This is a genomic window from Streptosporangium sp. NPDC006930 (assembly GCF_040635605.1).
Classification (GTDB): Bacteria; Actinomycetota; Actinomycetes; order Streptosporangiales; family Streptosporangiaceae; genus Streptosporangium.
Genome location: NZ_JBEYID010000013.1, coordinates 229,865 through 245,844 on the forward strand (window position 1 = coordinate 229,865; position 15,980 = coordinate 245,844).

Consider the following 15,980-nt stretch of genomic DNA (forward strand, 5'->3'; position numbering starts at 1 on the left):
CTCAGCGCCTCCGGAAACGACGAATGCCGATCTGGCCCCACTCCGCCTCGGAGAGCTGGTCGACCCCGAGGGAGTCGGCCGCCGTGTCGAGGTCTTCGCGATGCAGGTTCCAGCGGCGCATCAGGGTGATCACGTGGGGTTTGTTGCCGATCTCTCTCTGGAGGGCCGCGTGGATCACGTCGGCGACGCGGTTTCCGGTCAGTCGTGCCTTCCGGGAAAGCGCCTCATAATCTGCTTTATCCAGCTCTATGGTGATAGCTGTATCAGAAACCGGTGCGCTGATTTCCTTTTGCCCTTCTCTGAGCTGAAGGTGCGCCAGCCACAGCGGAACCGAGTCCGATTCTTGTCTGGCGCCATCGTGATCATTTGATGATGGTTTTTCCGATCCTGTGCCGTCTCGCCATGTCGGCATGGAGTGGGCCATGAGTTCGACAGTAGCTGCGAATTGCGGATTATGGCAGCACTTCTGCATCAAAGGTCATCACTGCTGGAACCCTGGCGGCTGAATGTCGGGATTCGTAGGAGCGGAAGGATCACCGGGGTTCGTGGGGCCGGAGGGAACGGAAGGATCGCCAGGGTTCGTGGGGACCGAGGGATCGGCGGGATTCGTAGGAACGGAAGGATCACCGGGGTTCGTAGGAGTGGTGGGAGCAGTGGGGGTGGTCGCGCCGGGGGTGGGGGTGGTCGCGCCGCAGAGTCCCAGGGCCCGCCGCTGCGCGGCTATCTGGTCGACCGGCGCCTGGTAGGTGAGACGCTCCTCGGGCGACGGCTCGTACCGCCACGCACTGCTCTCGAAGGTGAAGCCGAACTCCGTCGTCTCGCTGGGTCTGGTCGCCTCGACCCTGGCGCTGTCGCCGGTGATCGTGACGGTGGAGATGGTGAGCGGGGAGTTCGTCAGAAGCGGCGGGCAGATCTCGAACAGCCTCACATACTCCTCCCGCGCGATCAGCCCCTGCGCCTCGACGGTCCACAGGTCCCAGAAGTCGCCGTACAACCCGCTGCTGTAGGCGTCGAGTGCCGGCTGGACGGCCTGGCGGACCGAGACCTCCGAGTGCTCGCCGCTGCTCGTCGGGGATGTGCTCGGCGGTGACGAGGGCGGGTTGAGCACCGTGAGAACGGTGATGAGGGCCCCGATGGCCACCCCGATGGCCATGATGACTATCGCGGCCAGTCCTCGTCCTGTCTCGCCACGGGGCGGCTGGCCGTACTGCGGCGGGTAGCCCACGTGCGGTCTCCGGGGGACTGGCAAGAGCGGATAAAAGTGATCATAACGCTCGCAGCTCTCGGCTGACCACGTCATCGGTCCGGTGATCGCGCTGGAGTCGACATTTAGGTAAACATCGACAAATCGCCCGAATCTAGGGCAAACCTACTGGGAAATTACCTACCATGCGAGACCATTTGCGCTTCTACCGGCATCGATGGTTCAAGGCGTGGATCGCCCTGATCGTTCTGTCCTTCTCGCTCATCACCATGATGCAGGTGGCCGGTAACCAGGCCGTCCTGCCCGCGGCCTTCTTCTACGGGGCCGCGGCGGGGCCCATCGCGCTCCTGCTCGCCGTCCACGACCGTATCCACATCGCCACCAGCGTGCCGGCCATGACGCTGGCGAGCATGTTCATGTTCGGCGGGGGCGTCGCGCTCCTGCTCGGCGGCTACTTCGACGCGCTTCTCATCTCCGAGAAGAACAGCACCTCGATCCTGCGGGTCGGCTGGATCGAGGAACCCGCGAAACTCGTCCCGCCCCTCGCGGTCGCGCTCACCGGCCGTCACCTCACCAAGGCCGCGGGGGTCGCGCTCGGCCTGGCCTGCGCGACCGGATTCGCGATCATGGAGTCGATGGCCTATGCATGGAAGAGCGTCGCCAACCACGACGGTGCCATGGGCGCGGGCACGGTCCTTCTCCTGCGCGGCCTCAGCACCCCCTTCAGCCACCTCGTCTGGACGGGCCTGGTCTGCGCGGTGGCCTTCGGCGTCTGGGAGGTCCGGGGGCGCGCCGTCGTCGCCCTGCCCATCGTCGTCGCCTTCGTCACGGCGGCCATGCTCCACTCGCTCGGCGACGGCCTGCTCATCCTGGACATCCCCCGGCCGGCGAGGCTGTTCTTCATCGCCACCGCCGTGACGAGCTACTGGCTGTTCCACCGGGCCACCCGAGATCTGAAACCGGTGCCGACCCTGGAACCGGAGCCGTCCCGCGCCTGATCCACGGGGTCAGAGCTGTGCCAGTAGCCACCGAGGTCCTGTGACCTCGGCGCCCAGCTCCGTGACCCGCTCGCGCAGTCCTCGGTCGGCGGTGACGACCAGGACGTGCTCCCACGGCCGCGCATCCCGTACGGCCTGGACGACGGCGTCGTCCCCGCTCCCCGGCGCGGCGATCACACGGACGCCGGGTACGGAGGCGACGCCGCGGGCGGCTCCCTCAACGATCGCGGTCAGCCTGGGAAACCAGCGTGCCAGCGTCGGCGTACGGCCGGGTACGGTCAACCGGCCGTCGCCGGCGCTCGCGCCGACCTCGGTGAGCAGTCTGGCCGCCGCCCCCGCGCGATCCCTCCACCAGCCGTGCTCCGCGCGGGCGCCCACGATGTTGGCGACGTCGAGGACGACGAGAGAGGGGGTGAGCACGAGGCCGACGACCGGCCAGGTCGCGGCGAAGCCGGGGTGGAGCTCCCTCGCGGTGATCTCCTCGGTGAGGACCCAGCGCAGATCGTCGCTCTCGGCGCTGGCGGGGACCACGCGCAGCAGCTCGGAAGCCTCGGCGATCACGGTTTCGAAGGACCAGCCGCCGTGGTCGTCGAGGTAGACGCCCTGGACCCGCAGATCGGTACCGTCCAGCGCGGCCTCCTCGAAGGCCTCGCGCAGCGCGGTCTCGATCGTGTCCTCGTGGCTGTCGCGGGCACCGCCCGGCAGTCCCCAGGTGCCGCCGTGGTGGCTCCACGCGGAGCGCTTCTGCATCAGGACGCGGGGCCCGTCCATGGGGTCGTGGTGGACGGCGAGCAGACCGGCCGCGCCGTACACCCCCCAGTGCCGGTGCCCGAGATCGCACCGGGCCCAACCGTCCCCGTCCCTCGCCGTCATGACTTCATGATGTCCCAGGACACGGTTGAGAACTCTCCGCCCCCTGGCCGATCAGGGAGACGCCGGGGATGGAGGGGACAACCAGCAGGTAAAAATCGTTCATGCTGCCATGTCGTGATCCGGCATACTTGCCGTCTTGATCCTCGTTGAAGGACCCACATGTATCCGAGCGCGCGTTTCGCACCTGTTCGCGTCCTGCAGCCGGTCCGCGCGTTCGCGACCGTGGCCCTCACCCTGATCGCGCTGAGCTCCGTCTTCTCCGCGGGGACCTCGGTGATTCGGCTCCTCTACCGGGAGGGCTGGTCGTGGCGGACGGCCGACGAGTGGAACGCCGTGTACGTGTTGCTCCTCTCCCCGGTTCTCCTTCTTTTCCTGGCCCTCCATCTGGCGGCGGGCATCGCCTTCGTGTGCTGGTCGTTCCGTGCTCGGGCCAACGCGTACGCGATCTCTCCCGGTGTCCTCCACAGGTACGCCACGCCGTTCCTGGTGTTCGGATGGGTCGCCCCCCTCGTCAACCTGTTCGTCCCCAAAGGGCTCGTCGACGACATCCTGACCACCTCAAGGCCCGGCGGGCTGCGGCCGGGAACCGACCTCTACCGGGGACGCCGCTCGGGTCTGGTCTGGGCGTGGTGGCTGACATGGCTGGCGTGGACGGTGATGGAGGCGGCGTCCGTGCCCCTGGGGTACGTGGGCATGACCGTTGTGGAGACCGTCGTCCTCGTCGCCTGCGTCCCGCTGCCGCTCGTCGCGGGCCTGCTCGCCGCCCGGATCATCCTGACGATCACCAACCTTCAGGAGAGCGCCCGTGCCGGCCCGCCCGCGGGGGGAGGACCCCTGAAGAGGCACGGGCCACCGGTGGGGTCCTATCTCGGTCTCACCACCGTCGTCGTACGCGACTACGACGAGGCCATCGGCTTCTACCTCGACGTCCTCGGCTTCGAACTCCTGGAGGACACGCCGCTGGGCGACGGCAAACGCTGGGTGACCGTCCGCCCGCGCGGCGCCAGGGAGACGGCGCTGCTGCTCGCACGCGCCAACGGGCCGGAGCAGGAGGCCAGGGTCGGCGACCAGACCGGTGGCAGGGTCGGCCTGTTCCTCCACACCGACGACTTCACCCGCGACTACGAGCGCCTGCTGGCGGCGGGCGTCGTCTTCGAGGAGGCCCCGCGCAGCGAGCCGTACGGCCAGGTCGTCGTCTTCCGGGACCTGTACGGCAACCGCTGGGACCTGTTCCAGCCCGCCGACGTCTCACCGGCGTACGGCTAGCCCGGACCGGGCTCTTGCCGACGTGCCAGGACCGGCTCTCGTCGACGTCTCACCGGCGTACGACTGAGCCCGGCTCTCGTCGACGTCTCACCGGCGTACGGCTGAACTCGTATCGGCACCGCCGCCGGACAAGTGCTTCTCCCGGTCCCCCGACAGTGCCGGATGGGCAGGTCGCCCTGCTCCAGCCGCGGGGCGAGCACCTCCCCGTGCCTCAGCTCCCGCCCTTCGCGAAGTGCTGGTAGTCCTTGGCACCGGACCAGGAGCCGCCCCACTCCCAGCCCTTCTGCTCGAAGGCCCTGACCACGCGGTCGCCCGGGTTGATCACTCCGGGAGCCCGCAGCGGGCGCTTGGCGAACTCGCGGGCGTTCTTGTGCGCCACCGAGCCGTTGGCGTACACGTACGGGTTCTCGCGCGGGTTGATGTCGATCGCCCGGCCGTAGGCGTGCTTGGACCAGTTGTTCGTCCCCTCCACGGGGCGGCAGTTGAAGGCCGAGGTGTTATTGGCCTCGATGGAGGCGAAGTCGCTGGCCTTGTAGACGTCGACGAGCTCCATCCTGCGGATCGGCCAGCGCCAGTCGTACAGGCGACGGAAGACGGAGACGATGTCGTCGGTGACGTCCTTGTTCACGACCAGCTCGCCGGTGTGTGGTTTGTCGTCGAAGCCCCAGTAGGTCATCGTGATCAGCCGCAGGTCGCCCACCGGAACCGGGCATCCGGGGCGCCACGAGTGTTCGAGCCGCTCACGGGCGATCCGGGAGACCTTCGCGGCGAACTCCGGCGGGCCCGACGGAGTCGGCGACACCGTGGTGGACGGGCCGGCCGTCGGCGTCGTGACGGACGGCTCGGGGGTGGCCACCCCGGAGGAGGGCGAGGACGCCGAGATCGGCGCGGAGGTGGCCGGGGGCGCGGCCGGGGCGGACTGGGAGGTGGCCGGACCACACGAGGCCGCCGCCAGGCAGCCGACGGTCGCCGCGAGCGCGGCCCGCGTACGGATCATGAATCGGGAACCTGACACGTGCCGCCTCCTCAGAAAAACAGACAAAAGCGACAAAGGACCATTGTAGATGATCGGCCTGTCCGGGCTGGGAGGCGGCCGCGACCGACCGTGGGCTCCGGCGGCCCGGGGCGTGCCGCTGATCGCGGGCGGCCACCGGCTCCCGGTATCGCCCGGCGCGCTCTTCGTGATCAGGGTGTTCGCCTCGCGCCAGGCCGCCGGACCGACCTCGGCGCCGTTCTCACAGAAGCCGCCGCTCCTCTCGCGCGGGGAAGCGCGGAAATCATCGAGGATCTCGGTCGGCCCCAGTCGGGCGTCGAGCCGCTCGACGGGCGGCTCGTCCTCACCGGCGGTCCGGCGAGTCCGGCGAGCTGTCCGATCGCGTGGCTCACGGTGGTGATTATTCCGTTGAATCTCCAGTAACGGGAGATTTTAGCTTGGCGGGCATGTCGAAGAAGAAGGTCAGCCGGATCGCGAAACTCCAGCTCCCCGCCGGTGAGGCCGGTCCCGCCGCCGTGGGCAAGGACCTGGGTCCGCTGGGCCTGAACCTCATGGAGTTCTGCCGCCAGTACAACGCGGCCACCCAGGACCGCCGGGGGTTCGTCGTCCCCGTCGTCGTCACCGTGTTCGAGGACCGCTCGTTCGAGCTGACGATCAAGATGCCCACCACGGCCTCGCTGATCCGCCGGGTGATCGGCCTTGCTCAGGGCAGCCCCCGTCCCGGACACCAGGCGGCGGGTGCGATCACCCGCGCGCAGCTGCGAGAGGTCGCCAGGACCAAGCTGCCCGACCTCAACACCGCCGACCTCGACCAGGCCGAGAAGATCGTCGCCGGCACCGCCCGCTCGATGGGCCTGACCGTCCGGGACTGAGCCCCGGTGTGCCGCCGCGGCGCTGTCACGATGGCCTGTGTCTCAGGACGCGTAGTCGGATGACGGCCCCGGAGAGCGGACCGGCCCCGCTGCGACGGCCGTACGTCCCGTGAGACCCGTATGTCCTGCGCGGCTCAGGCCGGCGGGGACCTGCGCGGCTTCGCCCGGATTCGTGGTCGCTTGGCGTGGGGGGCCACATTCCTTGGGGAGGCTTTTCATCGAAACGTATCGCGCCTGTGTTCGAACCCGCGCTACAGTCATGGGCACGGGATCGAACACGGGTTCGGTCTGACGTTCTCCCAGGTGAGGGGTGTGCCATGGCGATGCTCGCGGTGCCGTCGACGGCGTGCCCCCCGCTCCCTCGCCCGCCGGCGGAGGGCGGCGCGACACGCCGTAGCGCTTTCTACGGAATTCTAAGCAGGCCGCTATATCCCGTCATAAAGTCCGAGAGCGTGGACCCCGTGCGCAATCCCTACGCTCCCGGTGCCGGACAACGCCCCCCGGAGCTCGCCGGCCGCGACCGCGAGCTACAGCAGTTCGAGATCGTCCTGGAACGGGTGGCCAGAGGGCGCCCCGAGCGCAGCATGGTGGTCACCGGGCTGCGCGGCGTGGGCAAGACCGTTCTGCTCAACACCTTCAAGTCGATGGCCATGCAGCGGTTGTGGGGCACCGGCAAGATCGAGGCGAGACCCGACCAGTCGATCCGCCGCCCGGTGGCCGCCGCCCTGCACATGGCGATCAGGGAGCTCGCCCCGAGGCATCGGGCGCCCGAGCGCATCGAGGAGTTCCTCGGGGTGCTCAAGGCGTTCGCGATGCGCGACCCGTCCGCGGCCAAGGGCACCTCACACTGGTCGCCCGCGATCGACGTGCCCGCGGGGCGAGGGCGCGCCGACTCCGGAGACCTGGAGATCGACCTCACCGAGCTGTTCGTCGACGCCGCCGCGGTCGCCACCGACCTGGGGGTCGGCATCGCCCTGTTCATCGACGAGATGCAGGACGTGCAGGCCCCTGACGTCTCGGCGCTCTGCGCGGCCTGCCACGAGCTCTCCCAGAGCGGCGGCCCGCTGATCGTGGTCGGCGCCGGCCTGCCGCACCTGCCCAGCGTGCTCTCGGCGAGCAAGAGTTACTCCGAGCGCCTCTTCCGCTACGCGAGGATCGATCGCCTCGACCGGGAGGCGGCCGACCTCGCGCTCATCGCCCCGGCCGAGAGCGAGGGCGTGGAGTTCACCCAGGACGCCCTCGACGCCCTCTACGTGGCCGCCGACGGTTACCCCTACTTCGTCCAGGCGTACGGCAAGGTCGCCTGGGACCTGGCGCTGCGCAGCCCGATCACCGCCGACGACATCAGGGTCTCCGCGCCGGAGGCCGAGGAGGAGCTCGCGGTCGGGTTCTTCGGCAGCCGCTACGAGCGAGCCACCCCCGCCGAGCGCGACTACATGCACGCCATGGCCGCCATCGGCGACGAGCCCGTCGCCACCGCCGAGGTGGCCGAAGGGCTCGGCCGCAAGCCGTCGAGTCTCTCCCCGGCCCGTGACAGCCTCATCAAGAAGGGCCTCATCTACAGCGCGGAACGCGGGCTGATCGCGTTCACCGTTCCGCACTTCGGAAAATTCCTGCGGTCACAACCGGTCTGATCGAACGCTTGTTCGATATAATGTACGGGAACCCCTAGCCCTCTATATGGCTCTCTAGTGGGGAAGCTAGAGAGCCATATAGAGCTCAATCGTGCTGCCCTAGGAAAATCTAGGGCTCTCTAGCGTCCAGCCGATATCGGCAGAGATTCCGGCAGAGACTCCGTCGCCACCGGCCGCCCGTCCAGGCCGACCATGGCGACCCGCACCGCCGGGTGCCGTCCGCTCAGATAGATCGCGAAGACCACGTCGACGGGGGCGCCCGCGTGGCTGTTGCCCGGATAGACGAAGAACCGCCAGCACAGCTCCCGCCAGCTGTCGACCGGATCCTTGCTCGACAGCAGTCCCACGTGCGAACGCCAGACGGCGCTCGACCGCAGCCGTCCGAGCGCGGTGGCCGGGTCGAGGCGGCGCTGCTCACAGGGCGCCCGGTGGCGGAGCCTCGCGACCGTCTCCTCGATCTCCGGCGAGAGCGCGGCGAGCAGCAGCAGCCCCGCGAGCGCGGCCCACGCGTGGGTCCACGTCAGATCCGCCATCGACTCCCAGCCGGAAATCCCCGGGGTGAGGAGCAGTCCGAGGGACATCGCCGTCAGCACCATGGTGCGGCCCAGCGACCGCCGTCCCACCGGAAGCGCGCTGACCTCGCCGAAGCAGCCGCAGCCCGCGTCCGGACGGCGACGCCGCAGCTCCCACAGGACGTAGGTGGAGACGGCGAAGAACCCGGCGGTTGCCCACCGGAAGAACGGATGACCGGTCAGCAGCAGCCCGCTCGCCAGGAACAACTCCACGAACGCGCAGCACAGCATCGCGGGCGCGCGCCAGCGCTCGGGCACCAGCACGGCCGGTCCCAGCCTGCTCAGCATGCCCGGCTCGGTCTCGCGTACGACCGTTTCGACCTTCGCGGCCGTGCCCGCGACCAGCAGCACGAACACGACCGGCAGCTGTGCGGCGGCGATCGTCGTCAACATCCGTGTCACCCCATTCCAAGCCGGACGTTGAAGCACCCGGTGGTCAGGTCTCCGCCGAGTTCCACGAAGGAACTCGGTGACAGTTCCAGAATCCGGCCGCGCGGGGAGGTGCCGCACTCCAGGCACCGGTCACAGAATCGGCCGGCCAGGCAGCCGCAGGCCACGATCGGCAGGAGCGAGGTGCGCCCGGCGCACACGTTGCGCACGTTGAGCATCGACCCCAGCGCCAGGTACGGCAACGCCGCGCAGGACACCCCGGTGTCGTCGCACGCTGTGTCGGCCCGCTCCAGCATGGGGTAGGCCACCCCCTGCTCCCCGTCGTCGAAGGTGTCCGACCAGGTCGCCGTGCCCGAGATCCGCGACTGCACGCCGATGTAGCCGGAGGGCGGTGGCGGTACGGCCGTCCACCGGTAAGGCGGCTGCGAGGTCGCGGGCAACCGCGCCCGCGCCGTACCGTCCTCGCGGACCCCGATGGCGTCGAACAGATAGCCGGGCTCGAACCGCGGATGCCTCACCCGTAGCCGGCCGGAGGAGCGGTAGGGGATGACGATCGTGCGCCGCCCGCGGTGCGGCCCGCAGTACAGCTCCACGGTGTGGTCCTTGCCCTCGGTACCGATCGACTGGATCACCCCGGTGATCCTGGTGATGTCCGCCCAGATCCGGTCCACGACCCGGCCGGACCGCAGCGCCTTGATGATCACGTTGGCCCCCCGGGGGAGGTCGGCGGGGCTGACGGCCTCGCCGCGCCAGGCGGTCGCCCACGGGGCGATGACGAGCCGCTCCTCCTCGCCCTCCGGGGTGTCGACGACGATCAGATGCGGGCTGACGTCGAGGATGGTGCCGCTGACCGCGTGAAAGGATTCACCTTCGAAGGGGAGAGGGCCCGGCTCCTGGACGGTCCGGCCAAGCGCGGCGGCAGCCAGCGTACGGCGGCGATCGGCGCTGCGATAGGGCATCGTCGCTCCCCAATTCTGCGAGGTGTCGCAGCCAGCGTCACACGCTTCGCGGAATCCCGCTGTCCGCTCCACGAATAATCACGGCAGGTGTCCAACCAGGTACTAAAGTTCCCCTCCCTGGTGGAACGCATTGGTGCCCACCCCACAACAAACCGCTATCTAATGGTTCTTGCGTGTTCCATCGCCCATCGAAGCCGATCTTTACCTTTGATGGATGAAATATAGATTTCGGTTCAGCCGCAGTATGGGTTCGGACTGCGATTCTGGCACCTAAGCACCTGGAGCACAGGCTGGTGATCGCGGTGACCGGCGGGACCGACGACGAGTTCCGCGAGTATGTCCTTGCTCGCGGCCCTGCGCTGCTGCGTGCCGCCTACCGGCTCACCGGGCATCCGAGCGACGCCGAGGACCTGTTGCAGGCGGCGCTGGTCAAGACCTACCTCGCCTGGGACCGCATCCAGGACCGCGGAGCCCTGGACGGTTACGTACGCCGGGCGATGGTCAACATCAACATCTCCTGGTGGCGGCGGCGCAAGCTGGAGGAGTACCCGTCGGGCGAGCTCCCCGAGCCGGTCGCCGCGGGCGGCCAACACCTGCCGGAACGTGTCGAGCAGGCCCTCGACCGGCTGCCCACCCGGATGCGGACCGCCGTCGTCCTGCGCTACTACGAGGACATGACCGAGCCGGAGATCGCCAAGGCCCTGGGGATCAGCGTCGGGACGGTCAAGAGCACGGTCTCCCGGGGGATGGCCAAACTTCGCGGGGACCTCACGCCCTCCGAGCCGCGGCACCTGGATCGGACGGGATGAGCGCGCCCTCCTCCTGCCGGAAGTTCTCGGCCCCCGCAGTGGCGCACGGTCGTACGGCGTCGCGGATGGTCCTGAGGGTGGCGAGGAAGGAGTCGAGCTCCGCGGGGGGGAGAAGCCCGGTGAACCAGGTCTCGATGTCGATCAGGTGTTGCGGGAGGACGCCGCCGAGCCGGTCGGCACCGGTCTCGGTGATGGCCGCGTAGGAGGCTCGCCGGTCGGTGGAACACGCCTGTCTCATGACCAGGCCCTCGCGCTCCAGCCGGTCGACGACCCGGGTCGTCCCGCTCGTGGACAGGCTCGTCTGCGCCGCCAGATCACTCATGCGCAGCCGCCCCTGTGGCGAGCGCGCCAGCCTGATCAACGTCTCGAAGTCGATCTCCGAAAGTCCCGCTGCCGCGAAGGACTCATGCGACTTCGCCGCGATGCCGGTGTAGACCTCGGCGAGGAGGCCCATCGCCGTCAGTCGGGGGTCGTCAAAGTGGTTCACGGTCATACCCTACCCGACAGTAGTTGACGAGAGGAATATTCCTCGTGTAGAAATCTGTTGACGCAAACATCCAACCGGCAAGCATCTCTTCGGGAGCAGAAAATGACCACTCGGACCTGGGAGAACCTTCAGATCCCCGCCCCGGGCACCTACGCTCTGGACGTCGCCCACACCCAGATCGGCTTCGTCGTCAAGCACATGATGGTGAGCAAGGTTCGCGGTCACTTCAACGAGTTCGCCGGCACCGTCACCATCGCCGAGAACCCCCTCGACTCCTCCGCGCAGCTTTCGATCAAGACCGCGAGCATCACCACCGGTGCCCCCGACCGTGACGGCCACCTGCGCAGCGACGACTTCCTCTCCGCGGAGAAGTTCCCCGAGCTGACCTTCCGCAGCACCCGCGTTCTGGGTCACTCCGGCGACGAGTTCACCCTCGCCGGTGAGCTCACCATCCGCGACGTCACCAAGCCGGTCGAGCTCACCGTCGAGTACGGCGGCGCCGGCACCAACCCGTGGGGCCAGGACGTCTGGGGCTTCTCGATCACGACCGAGATCGACCGCGAGGAGTTCGGCCTGACCTGGAACCAGGCGCTGGAGACCGGCGGCGTCCTGGTCGGCAAGAAGATCAAGATCGAGATCGAGGGCGAGGCCAACCCGGCCGCCTGATCTCCGTGACCACCCGAGGCCTCACCGGACGGTCGGGGCCTCGGAAGTGTTCACATCGTGAGATGTAGCGTCTCGCAAACTGGGAATCCACAGGATTTCCGCCACACCCAGCTGTGGATTCCCCGGTTTGTCCACAGGGGCGAGGAGAGTTATCCACTGCTTGTGGATAACTCTCCCCCAACTCTTGCCCGGGACGTGATCGTCAACCACTTTGCCGCCTCGCCTGATGGCCGGTACTCTGTGCTGAGCCGAACGGCCACCAGGAGGCTTCGCCTAGTCAGGTCTATGGCGCCGCACTGCTAATGCGGTTTGGGTTTACCGCCCATCCGGGGTTCAAATCCCCGAGCCTCCGCAGTTCAGAGGCCCTCTCCCGAGACATGGGGAGAGGGCCTTTCTGATCTCCGAACACCACCGTGGTTGCAGTTCGAGTTGCAGTTGGGCGCTGACTCGTGATGCGGCGACACGGAAGATCAAGATCGACTATGCTGCCGCATCCGCCTATCGGGCCTCCCCGGAGAGCAACGCCCTCCATATATCGCTGGCCTGCCGGATCGGCCATCGATAGGTCCCGTGAACTTCCGGATTGCCTTCCAACTGGAGGGTGCGCCGGATGAAGCCCTGTCCTCCGGCCTGGCACAACTCGTACAGCGTGGCCCTGAGCTTGGCTGGTCACCGTACATGGTCGGGGGCGATCGGTGAGCCAGGGGTCGTTCTCCACCCTGGCTCACCGGTAACGTGGCTGATCACCGTTGGGAAAGGCGTCCGATGCAGCGTACGGTCGGGGCGTGCGCAACTGGATGTGCGCAGTACTTATGGGAACACTCCTGGCCTGTCTCACTGGCTGCACAGTCGCCGCCAACGGCTATGTCGGTATCAGTGTGGACGAGTCAGGTCACCTCATCGCCGTACTGGCCTGGTGTGGGCCTGCACCGGACGGAGTGAAGCTCTACCACGAGCGTGTCACTCCCCGAAGGAGCCCGACCAGCAACCCCGACGATGCGTACATCGACGACGCGGTATACCAAGCACCCACCTTGAACGGACAGAGCGCCTCTTTTCGACTCGACGCCCCCGCCGGTGACTGGGTGATCACGCCCAAGCCTCCCTCTCTGGATCCAGCGATCACCTACAACGCGTACGGCTTCACCAACGACAACACCAGTTCGTTAAGACACGTGAAGTTCGAGCTCGACGATGCCGCCAAGATCGCCCCGGGCCGGGTGCTGATACAGGAATGGGATGAGAAGAGGCAACAAGACATCGACGTCGTGCTCTCTCTGGACGCTTTCGAGCGAATGGGCCAGGATCCCCGGAACTGTCCTTGAGATCATGCTCCCGTGTAATATGCAGGAAATGATCATGGCGGCGGGAACGACTGAAAAGACGCCCGATGAACTCCTGTTCTCGTTCGCTCAACGGAAAAGGCGCGGTGAGTATGTCGTCCGACCTCACGCACGAACTCTGCCTCGAAATCGGGCGAACTGTGCGGGATTGCGCCCCGGACGGATGGCAGGAGGTCGACGTCCTTCGCTGCCAGCTCGGCACCTTCGGCATAACCGCGATCACCTATCGGATGGCGGACGGTTCCCGGCAAACTCGAGATGGCGAGGACCGCGGTGACCTTTTCCACCGGCTGAAAGTGGCCGAGTACAAGCCGGGTGAGGGGACGTGGTTCGTCTGTCGGCTTGGCTACAGCCTGCGCGGGAAGTCGTACGACTCCATGATGGAGACCTTCAGCATGGAGTCGCCTTTCTCCCAGGACTACACCGACATGATGCCGCCCGCCTTCGGGATGGAGCTGCCTTTTGCCCAAGCCGTCGATGTGCCCGCCTGGGCCTATGTGGAGGAACTGACCATGTTCCCGCGCAGGCCGGATCTCACCCCGTCGTGGATGCGCGCCGCCTGGCCCGAAGGTGTGCCCCCGCCTGAGGGCGACTCCACTCTCACCTCACCGGCCGACAGCGAACCCGGCTCGGCCTGGCCTCCGCTGGGAACCATGGTCGCGCGAACCGTCGGCCGCGACGAGGACCCGGAGACGATCGTTTTCGGGATGGCCGAACACGAGGACGGCACCGGGAACGCCTTGATCTTCATGATGTCCGCCGAGGAACCTGACGAGCAGGAGACCGGGCTCGGCATGGACACGTACTGCATCGTCCGCGAGGACCAGGCAGGAACCACCTATGGCGGCGTGACTCACTGCGGAATCGACTCCGGCCGCCTGACCTTCCACTTCACCGCAGAGGCCGCGAAGGAACTGAACGTGGAGCTCGTCGTCCGGATCGACCTCCAGATCGACGAGGGCGGCGTCGAACTGCTCAGAAGCAGCCTGCGAGAGATCCTGCTGTCCGGCCGTCACGACCAGCACCCCCAGGGCATGCATCTCTGACCGCCGGGCCATCGGCGGGCTGTCAACCAGGGTGACGAGGCGTCAACCGCGGTCACTCACGACTGGCCCGAAGCTCAAGCCGGCAGCCCTACCGGCCGTACTCGACGCACTTCCCAAGCTGACGGCGCGGGTTCGATTCCCGTCACCCGCTCCACTTCAGAAAAACGGCGTCTTCTGATCGGCCGGATAACTCACATGCTCGGGCTCATGCCCTGATGTCACACTGTCGCGGTGTCCCGAACCGACCTCAGCGATATCGAGTATCTGCGTCACATCGAGCACCTGGCACGCGAGATCGTCAACGCGGCAGACGACGCGGGATGGCTCACTCTCACCACCACTTCCGATGAGGCCACGCCACTTCGGCGAGCGGTGATCGAGACAGCCCGCCAACTCCGTCATTATCACTTCGATGGGGACGGATGTCTCGACGAGGACCTTCCGCTGATGAAACTCGCCGGGGTGGTCATCCTCCGGCCGCATGCCCTTCCCGTCGGTATGGAAGAGAGTTACACCGAGATCTGCGCTCGCCTGGACATCGAAGCCCGGCCCGGAGGGTGGGCGATCTGGAACACCTGGGCCAGAGACGGCCAGCCCATCTCGATCGTCCTGGTCGACTCCAGCGGCACCGAAGGACTGCTCACGAACTGGGCACAGGGCGTCGAGGTCCACCCGATCACCCCTCTCCCGGCCCAAGTAGTCCTGACACGGCAGGGATGGGTCACCCCCATGACCCTGTCCCCTGCCAGTACCCGGAAGCTGGGTGCGACTCGCCCTACCTGCTAAACGCCTTCCGTACACCCCGAGGTCTTCGGCGGAGGAACTCCAATTACGGGATGAGCAGGTATACGTAGGTGGATGATTTCGTCCATTAGATGGACTATGGGATTCTCTTCGGCATGACTGAGCCTACAGAGACCCCGCCTCCCTATATTCCTGGCCCCAGGCCCGACGACGATATCGTATCCGTTCGCATGCTGGGATCTATTGCGTTGGTTGGCGGCGCCGTTCTGTCCTTCGGCATTCTGCTCTTCAGCGTTAGGTTCCCGTCATGGCCATGGCTCGTGGGCTTATGGTTCACAGCGCTGATCGGTCTTGGATTACGCCTGGAGGCGGCGATTCGCGAGCAGAAGCGACGCTGCTGAGATCCCCGCTGTCGCTCTTGATCTCCGTGCTGATACCTGACGTCGGGCGGATCGTCGGTTTCGTAGGACACGGAGTCGCTCTGAGCGGCAGAGCGACGAGGCCCGTTTCTGTTTCACCTTCATCGCCGACCTCGCGCCTGAAGAGGTGCTACGCCGACTGGGACTCACCGAGGATCCCGGACAGGAAGGTTTCGCCACCGTCGAAGTCGGCCGCGCTCCTGGGGGATCGATCATGGTGGAGGAGGGCAATGCCGGGATCTTGCGCGACGTGGTGCACGCCCTCTCGCAAGGTACGTCGATCGCCAGCGTTGAGCGCAATGTCAACTACCACTCCCACTTCGTTCATGCCGTAGACGGTCACATCGTCGCGCGCCTGGTTCCGATGTTCGCCCACTGGGGTGACAGTACCGACCCTGAACGACTGAAGCAGGACCTCGAAGAACTGGGCATGCTCTGGGATTTCGACCCGGACCCCGAAGTCTTCCCGCCTTACATCGAGGGTGCTTTGGCGCTCGCTGAACGACGTACCGGCGTCCGGCTGGAATCTCGCCATCTCCAGCCCGGTGCCTTATCTCACCGAGCCTCCATCGCCCGCTACTACGAAAGCCCTGAAGGCGCATTTCCAGAGCCGGCTTGAGGTCGGTGTCCGTCCTGCGGGGAAAGCTCAGCATGAGCCCGTCTCGATGACGGGATTGGTCGGTAACCCTGCCCCATGCGAAGGC

17 protein-coding genes, 1 tRNA gene and 1 pseudogene are annotated in these 15,980 nt (G+C 67.0%); 12 read left to right on the forward strand and 7 right to left on the reverse strand.

Annotated features, from left to right (window positions below):
* Nucleotide 1 precedes the first annotated feature (1 nt).
* A complete protein-coding gene (locus ABZ664_RS23540) occupies nucleotides 2–424 on the reverse strand; it encodes a hypothetical protein (RefSeq protein WP_362513631.1) in 423 nt (140 codons plus the stop codon).
* A 57-nt stretch (nucleotides 425–481) separates the two neighbouring features.
* Nucleotides 482–1,249: a hypothetical protein gene (locus tag ABZ664_RS23545; protein WP_362513634.1), complete on the reverse strand. Its 768-nt coding sequence runs from the start codon at nucleotides 1,247–1,249 to the stop codon at nucleotides 482–484.
* A 140-nt stretch (nucleotides 1,250–1,389) separates the two neighbouring features.
* Between ABZ664_RS23545 and ABZ664_RS23550 the strand changes: the two genes are divergently transcribed.
* Complete coding sequence (locus ABZ664_RS23550) at nucleotides 1,390–2,202, forward strand: PrsW family glutamic-type intramembrane protease (RefSeq protein WP_362513637.1); 813 nt, start codon at nucleotides 1,390–1,392, stop codon at nucleotides 2,200–2,202.
* Nucleotides 2,203–2,211: 9 nt separating this feature from the next.
* Here ABZ664_RS23550 and ABZ664_RS23555 read toward each other — a convergent pair whose 3' ends face one another.
* A complete protein-coding gene (locus ABZ664_RS23555; RefSeq protein WP_362513640.1) occupies nucleotides 2,212–3,075 on the reverse strand; it encodes an NUDIX hydrolase in 864 nt (287 codons plus the stop codon).
* A 159-nt stretch (nucleotides 3,076–3,234) separates the two neighbouring features.
* On the opposite strand from ABZ664_RS23555, the pseudogene ABZ664_RS23560 reads away from it, so the two are divergent.
* Together ABZ664_RS23560 and ABZ664_RS23565 are read left to right on the forward strand one after the other, a co-directional pair.
* Nucleotides 3,235–3,846 (forward strand): annotated as a pseudogene (locus tag ABZ664_RS23560) (DUF4328 domain-containing protein); the annotation flags it as partial.
* A gap of 84 nt (nucleotides 3,847–3,930) precedes the next feature.
* Nucleotides 3,931–4,341, forward strand: coding sequence for a VOC family protein (locus tag ABZ664_RS23565; RefSeq protein WP_362513765.1), 411 nt, complete (start codon nucleotides 3,931–3,933; stop codon nucleotides 4,339–4,341).
* A gap of 211 nt (nucleotides 4,342–4,552) precedes the next feature.
* Here ABZ664_RS23565 and ABZ664_RS23570 read toward each other — a convergent pair whose 3' ends face one another.
* Nucleotides 4,553–5,356 (reverse strand): M15 family metallopeptidase, encoded by an 804-nt coding sequence (locus ABZ664_RS23570; protein ID WP_362513643.1) that lies wholly within the window; start codon nucleotides 5,354–5,356, stop codon nucleotides 4,553–4,555.
* A 425-nt stretch (nucleotides 5,357–5,781) separates the two neighbouring features.
* Here ABZ664_RS23570 and rplK point away from each other — a divergent pair, with 425 nt between their 5' ends.
* On the forward strand, nucleotides 5,782–6,207 hold the full coding sequence (gene rplK, locus ABZ664_RS23575; protein ID WP_362513646.1) for a 50S ribosomal protein L11: 426 nt from the start codon (nucleotides 5,782–5,784) through the stop codon (nucleotides 6,205–6,207).
* A gap of 452 nt (nucleotides 6,208–6,659) precedes the next feature.
* Nucleotides 6,660–7,841, forward strand: coding sequence for an ATP-binding protein (locus tag ABZ664_RS23580; protein ID WP_329088482.1), 1,182 nt, complete (start codon nucleotides 6,660–6,662; stop codon nucleotides 7,839–7,841).
* Nucleotides 7,842–7,960: 119 nt separating this feature from the next.
* Here ABZ664_RS23580 and ABZ664_RS23585 read toward each other — a convergent pair whose 3' ends face one another.
* Together ABZ664_RS23585 and ABZ664_RS23590 are read right to left on the reverse strand one after the other, a co-directional pair.
* Nucleotides 7,961–8,806 carry a MauE/DoxX family redox-associated membrane protein gene (locus ABZ664_RS23585; protein WP_362513651.1) on the reverse strand — a complete coding sequence of 282 codons (846 nt, stop codon included), beginning with the start codon at nucleotides 8,804–8,806 and terminating at the stop codon, nucleotides 7,961–7,963.
* Nucleotides 8,807–8,811: 5 nt separating this feature from the next.
* Nucleotides 8,812–9,762: a hypothetical protein gene (locus ABZ664_RS23590; RefSeq protein ID WP_362513654.1), complete on the reverse strand. Its 951-nt coding sequence runs from the start codon at nucleotides 9,760–9,762 to the stop codon at nucleotides 8,812–8,814.
* A 302-nt stretch (nucleotides 9,763–10,064) separates the two neighbouring features.
* On the opposite strand from ABZ664_RS23590, the gene ABZ664_RS23595 reads away from it, so the two are divergent.
* Nucleotides 10,065–10,571: a SigE family RNA polymerase sigma factor gene (locus ABZ664_RS23595; RefSeq protein ID WP_362513768.1), complete on the forward strand. Its 507-nt coding sequence runs from the start codon at nucleotides 10,065–10,067 to the stop codon at nucleotides 10,569–10,571.
* Here the strand turns inward: ABZ664_RS23595 and ABZ664_RS23600 are convergent.
* On the reverse strand, nucleotides 10,531–11,064 hold the full coding sequence (locus ABZ664_RS23600) for a MarR family transcriptional regulator (RefSeq protein ID WP_362513658.1): 534 nt from the start codon (nucleotides 11,062–11,064) through the stop codon (nucleotides 10,531–10,533). The genes ABZ664_RS23595 and ABZ664_RS23600 overlap by 41 nt on opposite strands.
* A 96-nt stretch (nucleotides 11,065–11,160) precedes the next feature.
* On the opposite strand from ABZ664_RS23600, the gene ABZ664_RS23605 reads away from it, so the two are divergent.
* The 6 genes from ABZ664_RS23605 (at nucleotide 11,161) to ABZ664_RS23630 (ending at nucleotide 15,895) form a co-directional block, all read left to right on the forward strand.
* Nucleotides 11,161–11,724, forward strand: coding sequence for a YceI family protein (locus ABZ664_RS23605; protein ID WP_362513662.1), 564 nt, complete (start codon nucleotides 11,161–11,163; stop codon nucleotides 11,722–11,724).
* Between the two features lie 262 nt (nucleotides 11,725–11,986).
* Nucleotides 11,987–12,076, forward strand: a tRNA-Ser gene (locus ABZ664_RS23610).
* Between the two features lie 433 nt (nucleotides 12,077–12,509).
* On the forward strand, nucleotides 12,510–13,049 hold the full coding sequence (locus tag ABZ664_RS23615) for a hypothetical protein (RefSeq protein WP_362513665.1): 540 nt from the start codon (nucleotides 12,510–12,512) through the stop codon (nucleotides 13,047–13,049).
* A gap of 314 nt (nucleotides 13,050–13,363) precedes the next feature.
* Nucleotides 13,364–14,113 (forward strand): Imm10 family immunity protein, encoded by a 750-nt coding sequence (locus ABZ664_RS23620; RefSeq protein WP_362513668.1) that lies wholly within the window; start codon nucleotides 13,364–13,366, stop codon nucleotides 14,111–14,113.
* Between the two features lie 231 nt (nucleotides 14,114–14,344).
* Entirely contained in the window at nucleotides 14,345–14,899 is a 555-nt protein-coding gene (locus tag ABZ664_RS23625; RefSeq protein ID WP_362513670.1) for a hypothetical protein, read from the forward strand.
* Between the two features lie 504 nt (nucleotides 14,900–15,403).
* Nucleotides 15,404–15,895, forward strand: a complete 492-nt coding sequence (locus ABZ664_RS23630) for a DUF6461 domain-containing protein (RefSeq protein WP_362513673.1) — start codon at nucleotides 15,404–15,406, stop codon at nucleotides 15,893–15,895.
* Nucleotides 15,896–15,980: the final 85 nt, after the last annotated feature.

Excerpts from the sequence above, each read along its gene's own strand:
- ABZ664_RS23540 (WP_362513631.1), bottom strand. The coding sequence starts at position 424 with ATGGCCCACTCCATGCCGACATGGCGAGACGGCACAGGATCGGAAAAA.
- ABZ664_RS23550 (WP_362513637.1), top strand. The coding sequence starts at position 1,390 with ATGCGAGACCATTTGCGCTTCTACCGGCATCGATGGTTCAAGGCGTGG.
- ABZ664_RS23555 (WP_362513640.1), bottom strand. The coding sequence starts at position 3,075 with ATGACGGCGAGGGACGGGGACGGTTGGGCCCGGTGCGATCTCGGGCAC.
- rplK (WP_362513646.1), top strand. The coding sequence starts at position 5,782 with ATGTCGAAGAAGAAGGTCAGCCGGATCGCGAAACTCCAGCTCCCCGCC.
- ABZ664_RS23585 (WP_362513651.1), bottom strand. The coding sequence starts at position 8,806 with ATGTTGACGACGATCGCCGCCGCACAGCTGCCGGTCGTGTTCGTGCTG.
- ABZ664_RS23590 (WP_362513654.1), bottom strand. The coding sequence starts at position 9,762 with ATGCCCTATCGCAGCGCCGATCGCCGCCGTACGCTGGCTGCCGCCGCG.
- ABZ664_RS23600 (WP_362513658.1), bottom strand. The coding sequence starts at position 11,064 with ATGACCGTGAACCACTTTGACGACCCCCGACTGACGGCGATGGGCCTC.
- ABZ664_RS23605 (WP_362513662.1), top strand. The coding sequence starts at position 11,161 with ATGACCACTCGGACCTGGGAGAACCTTCAGATCCCCGCCCCGGGCACC.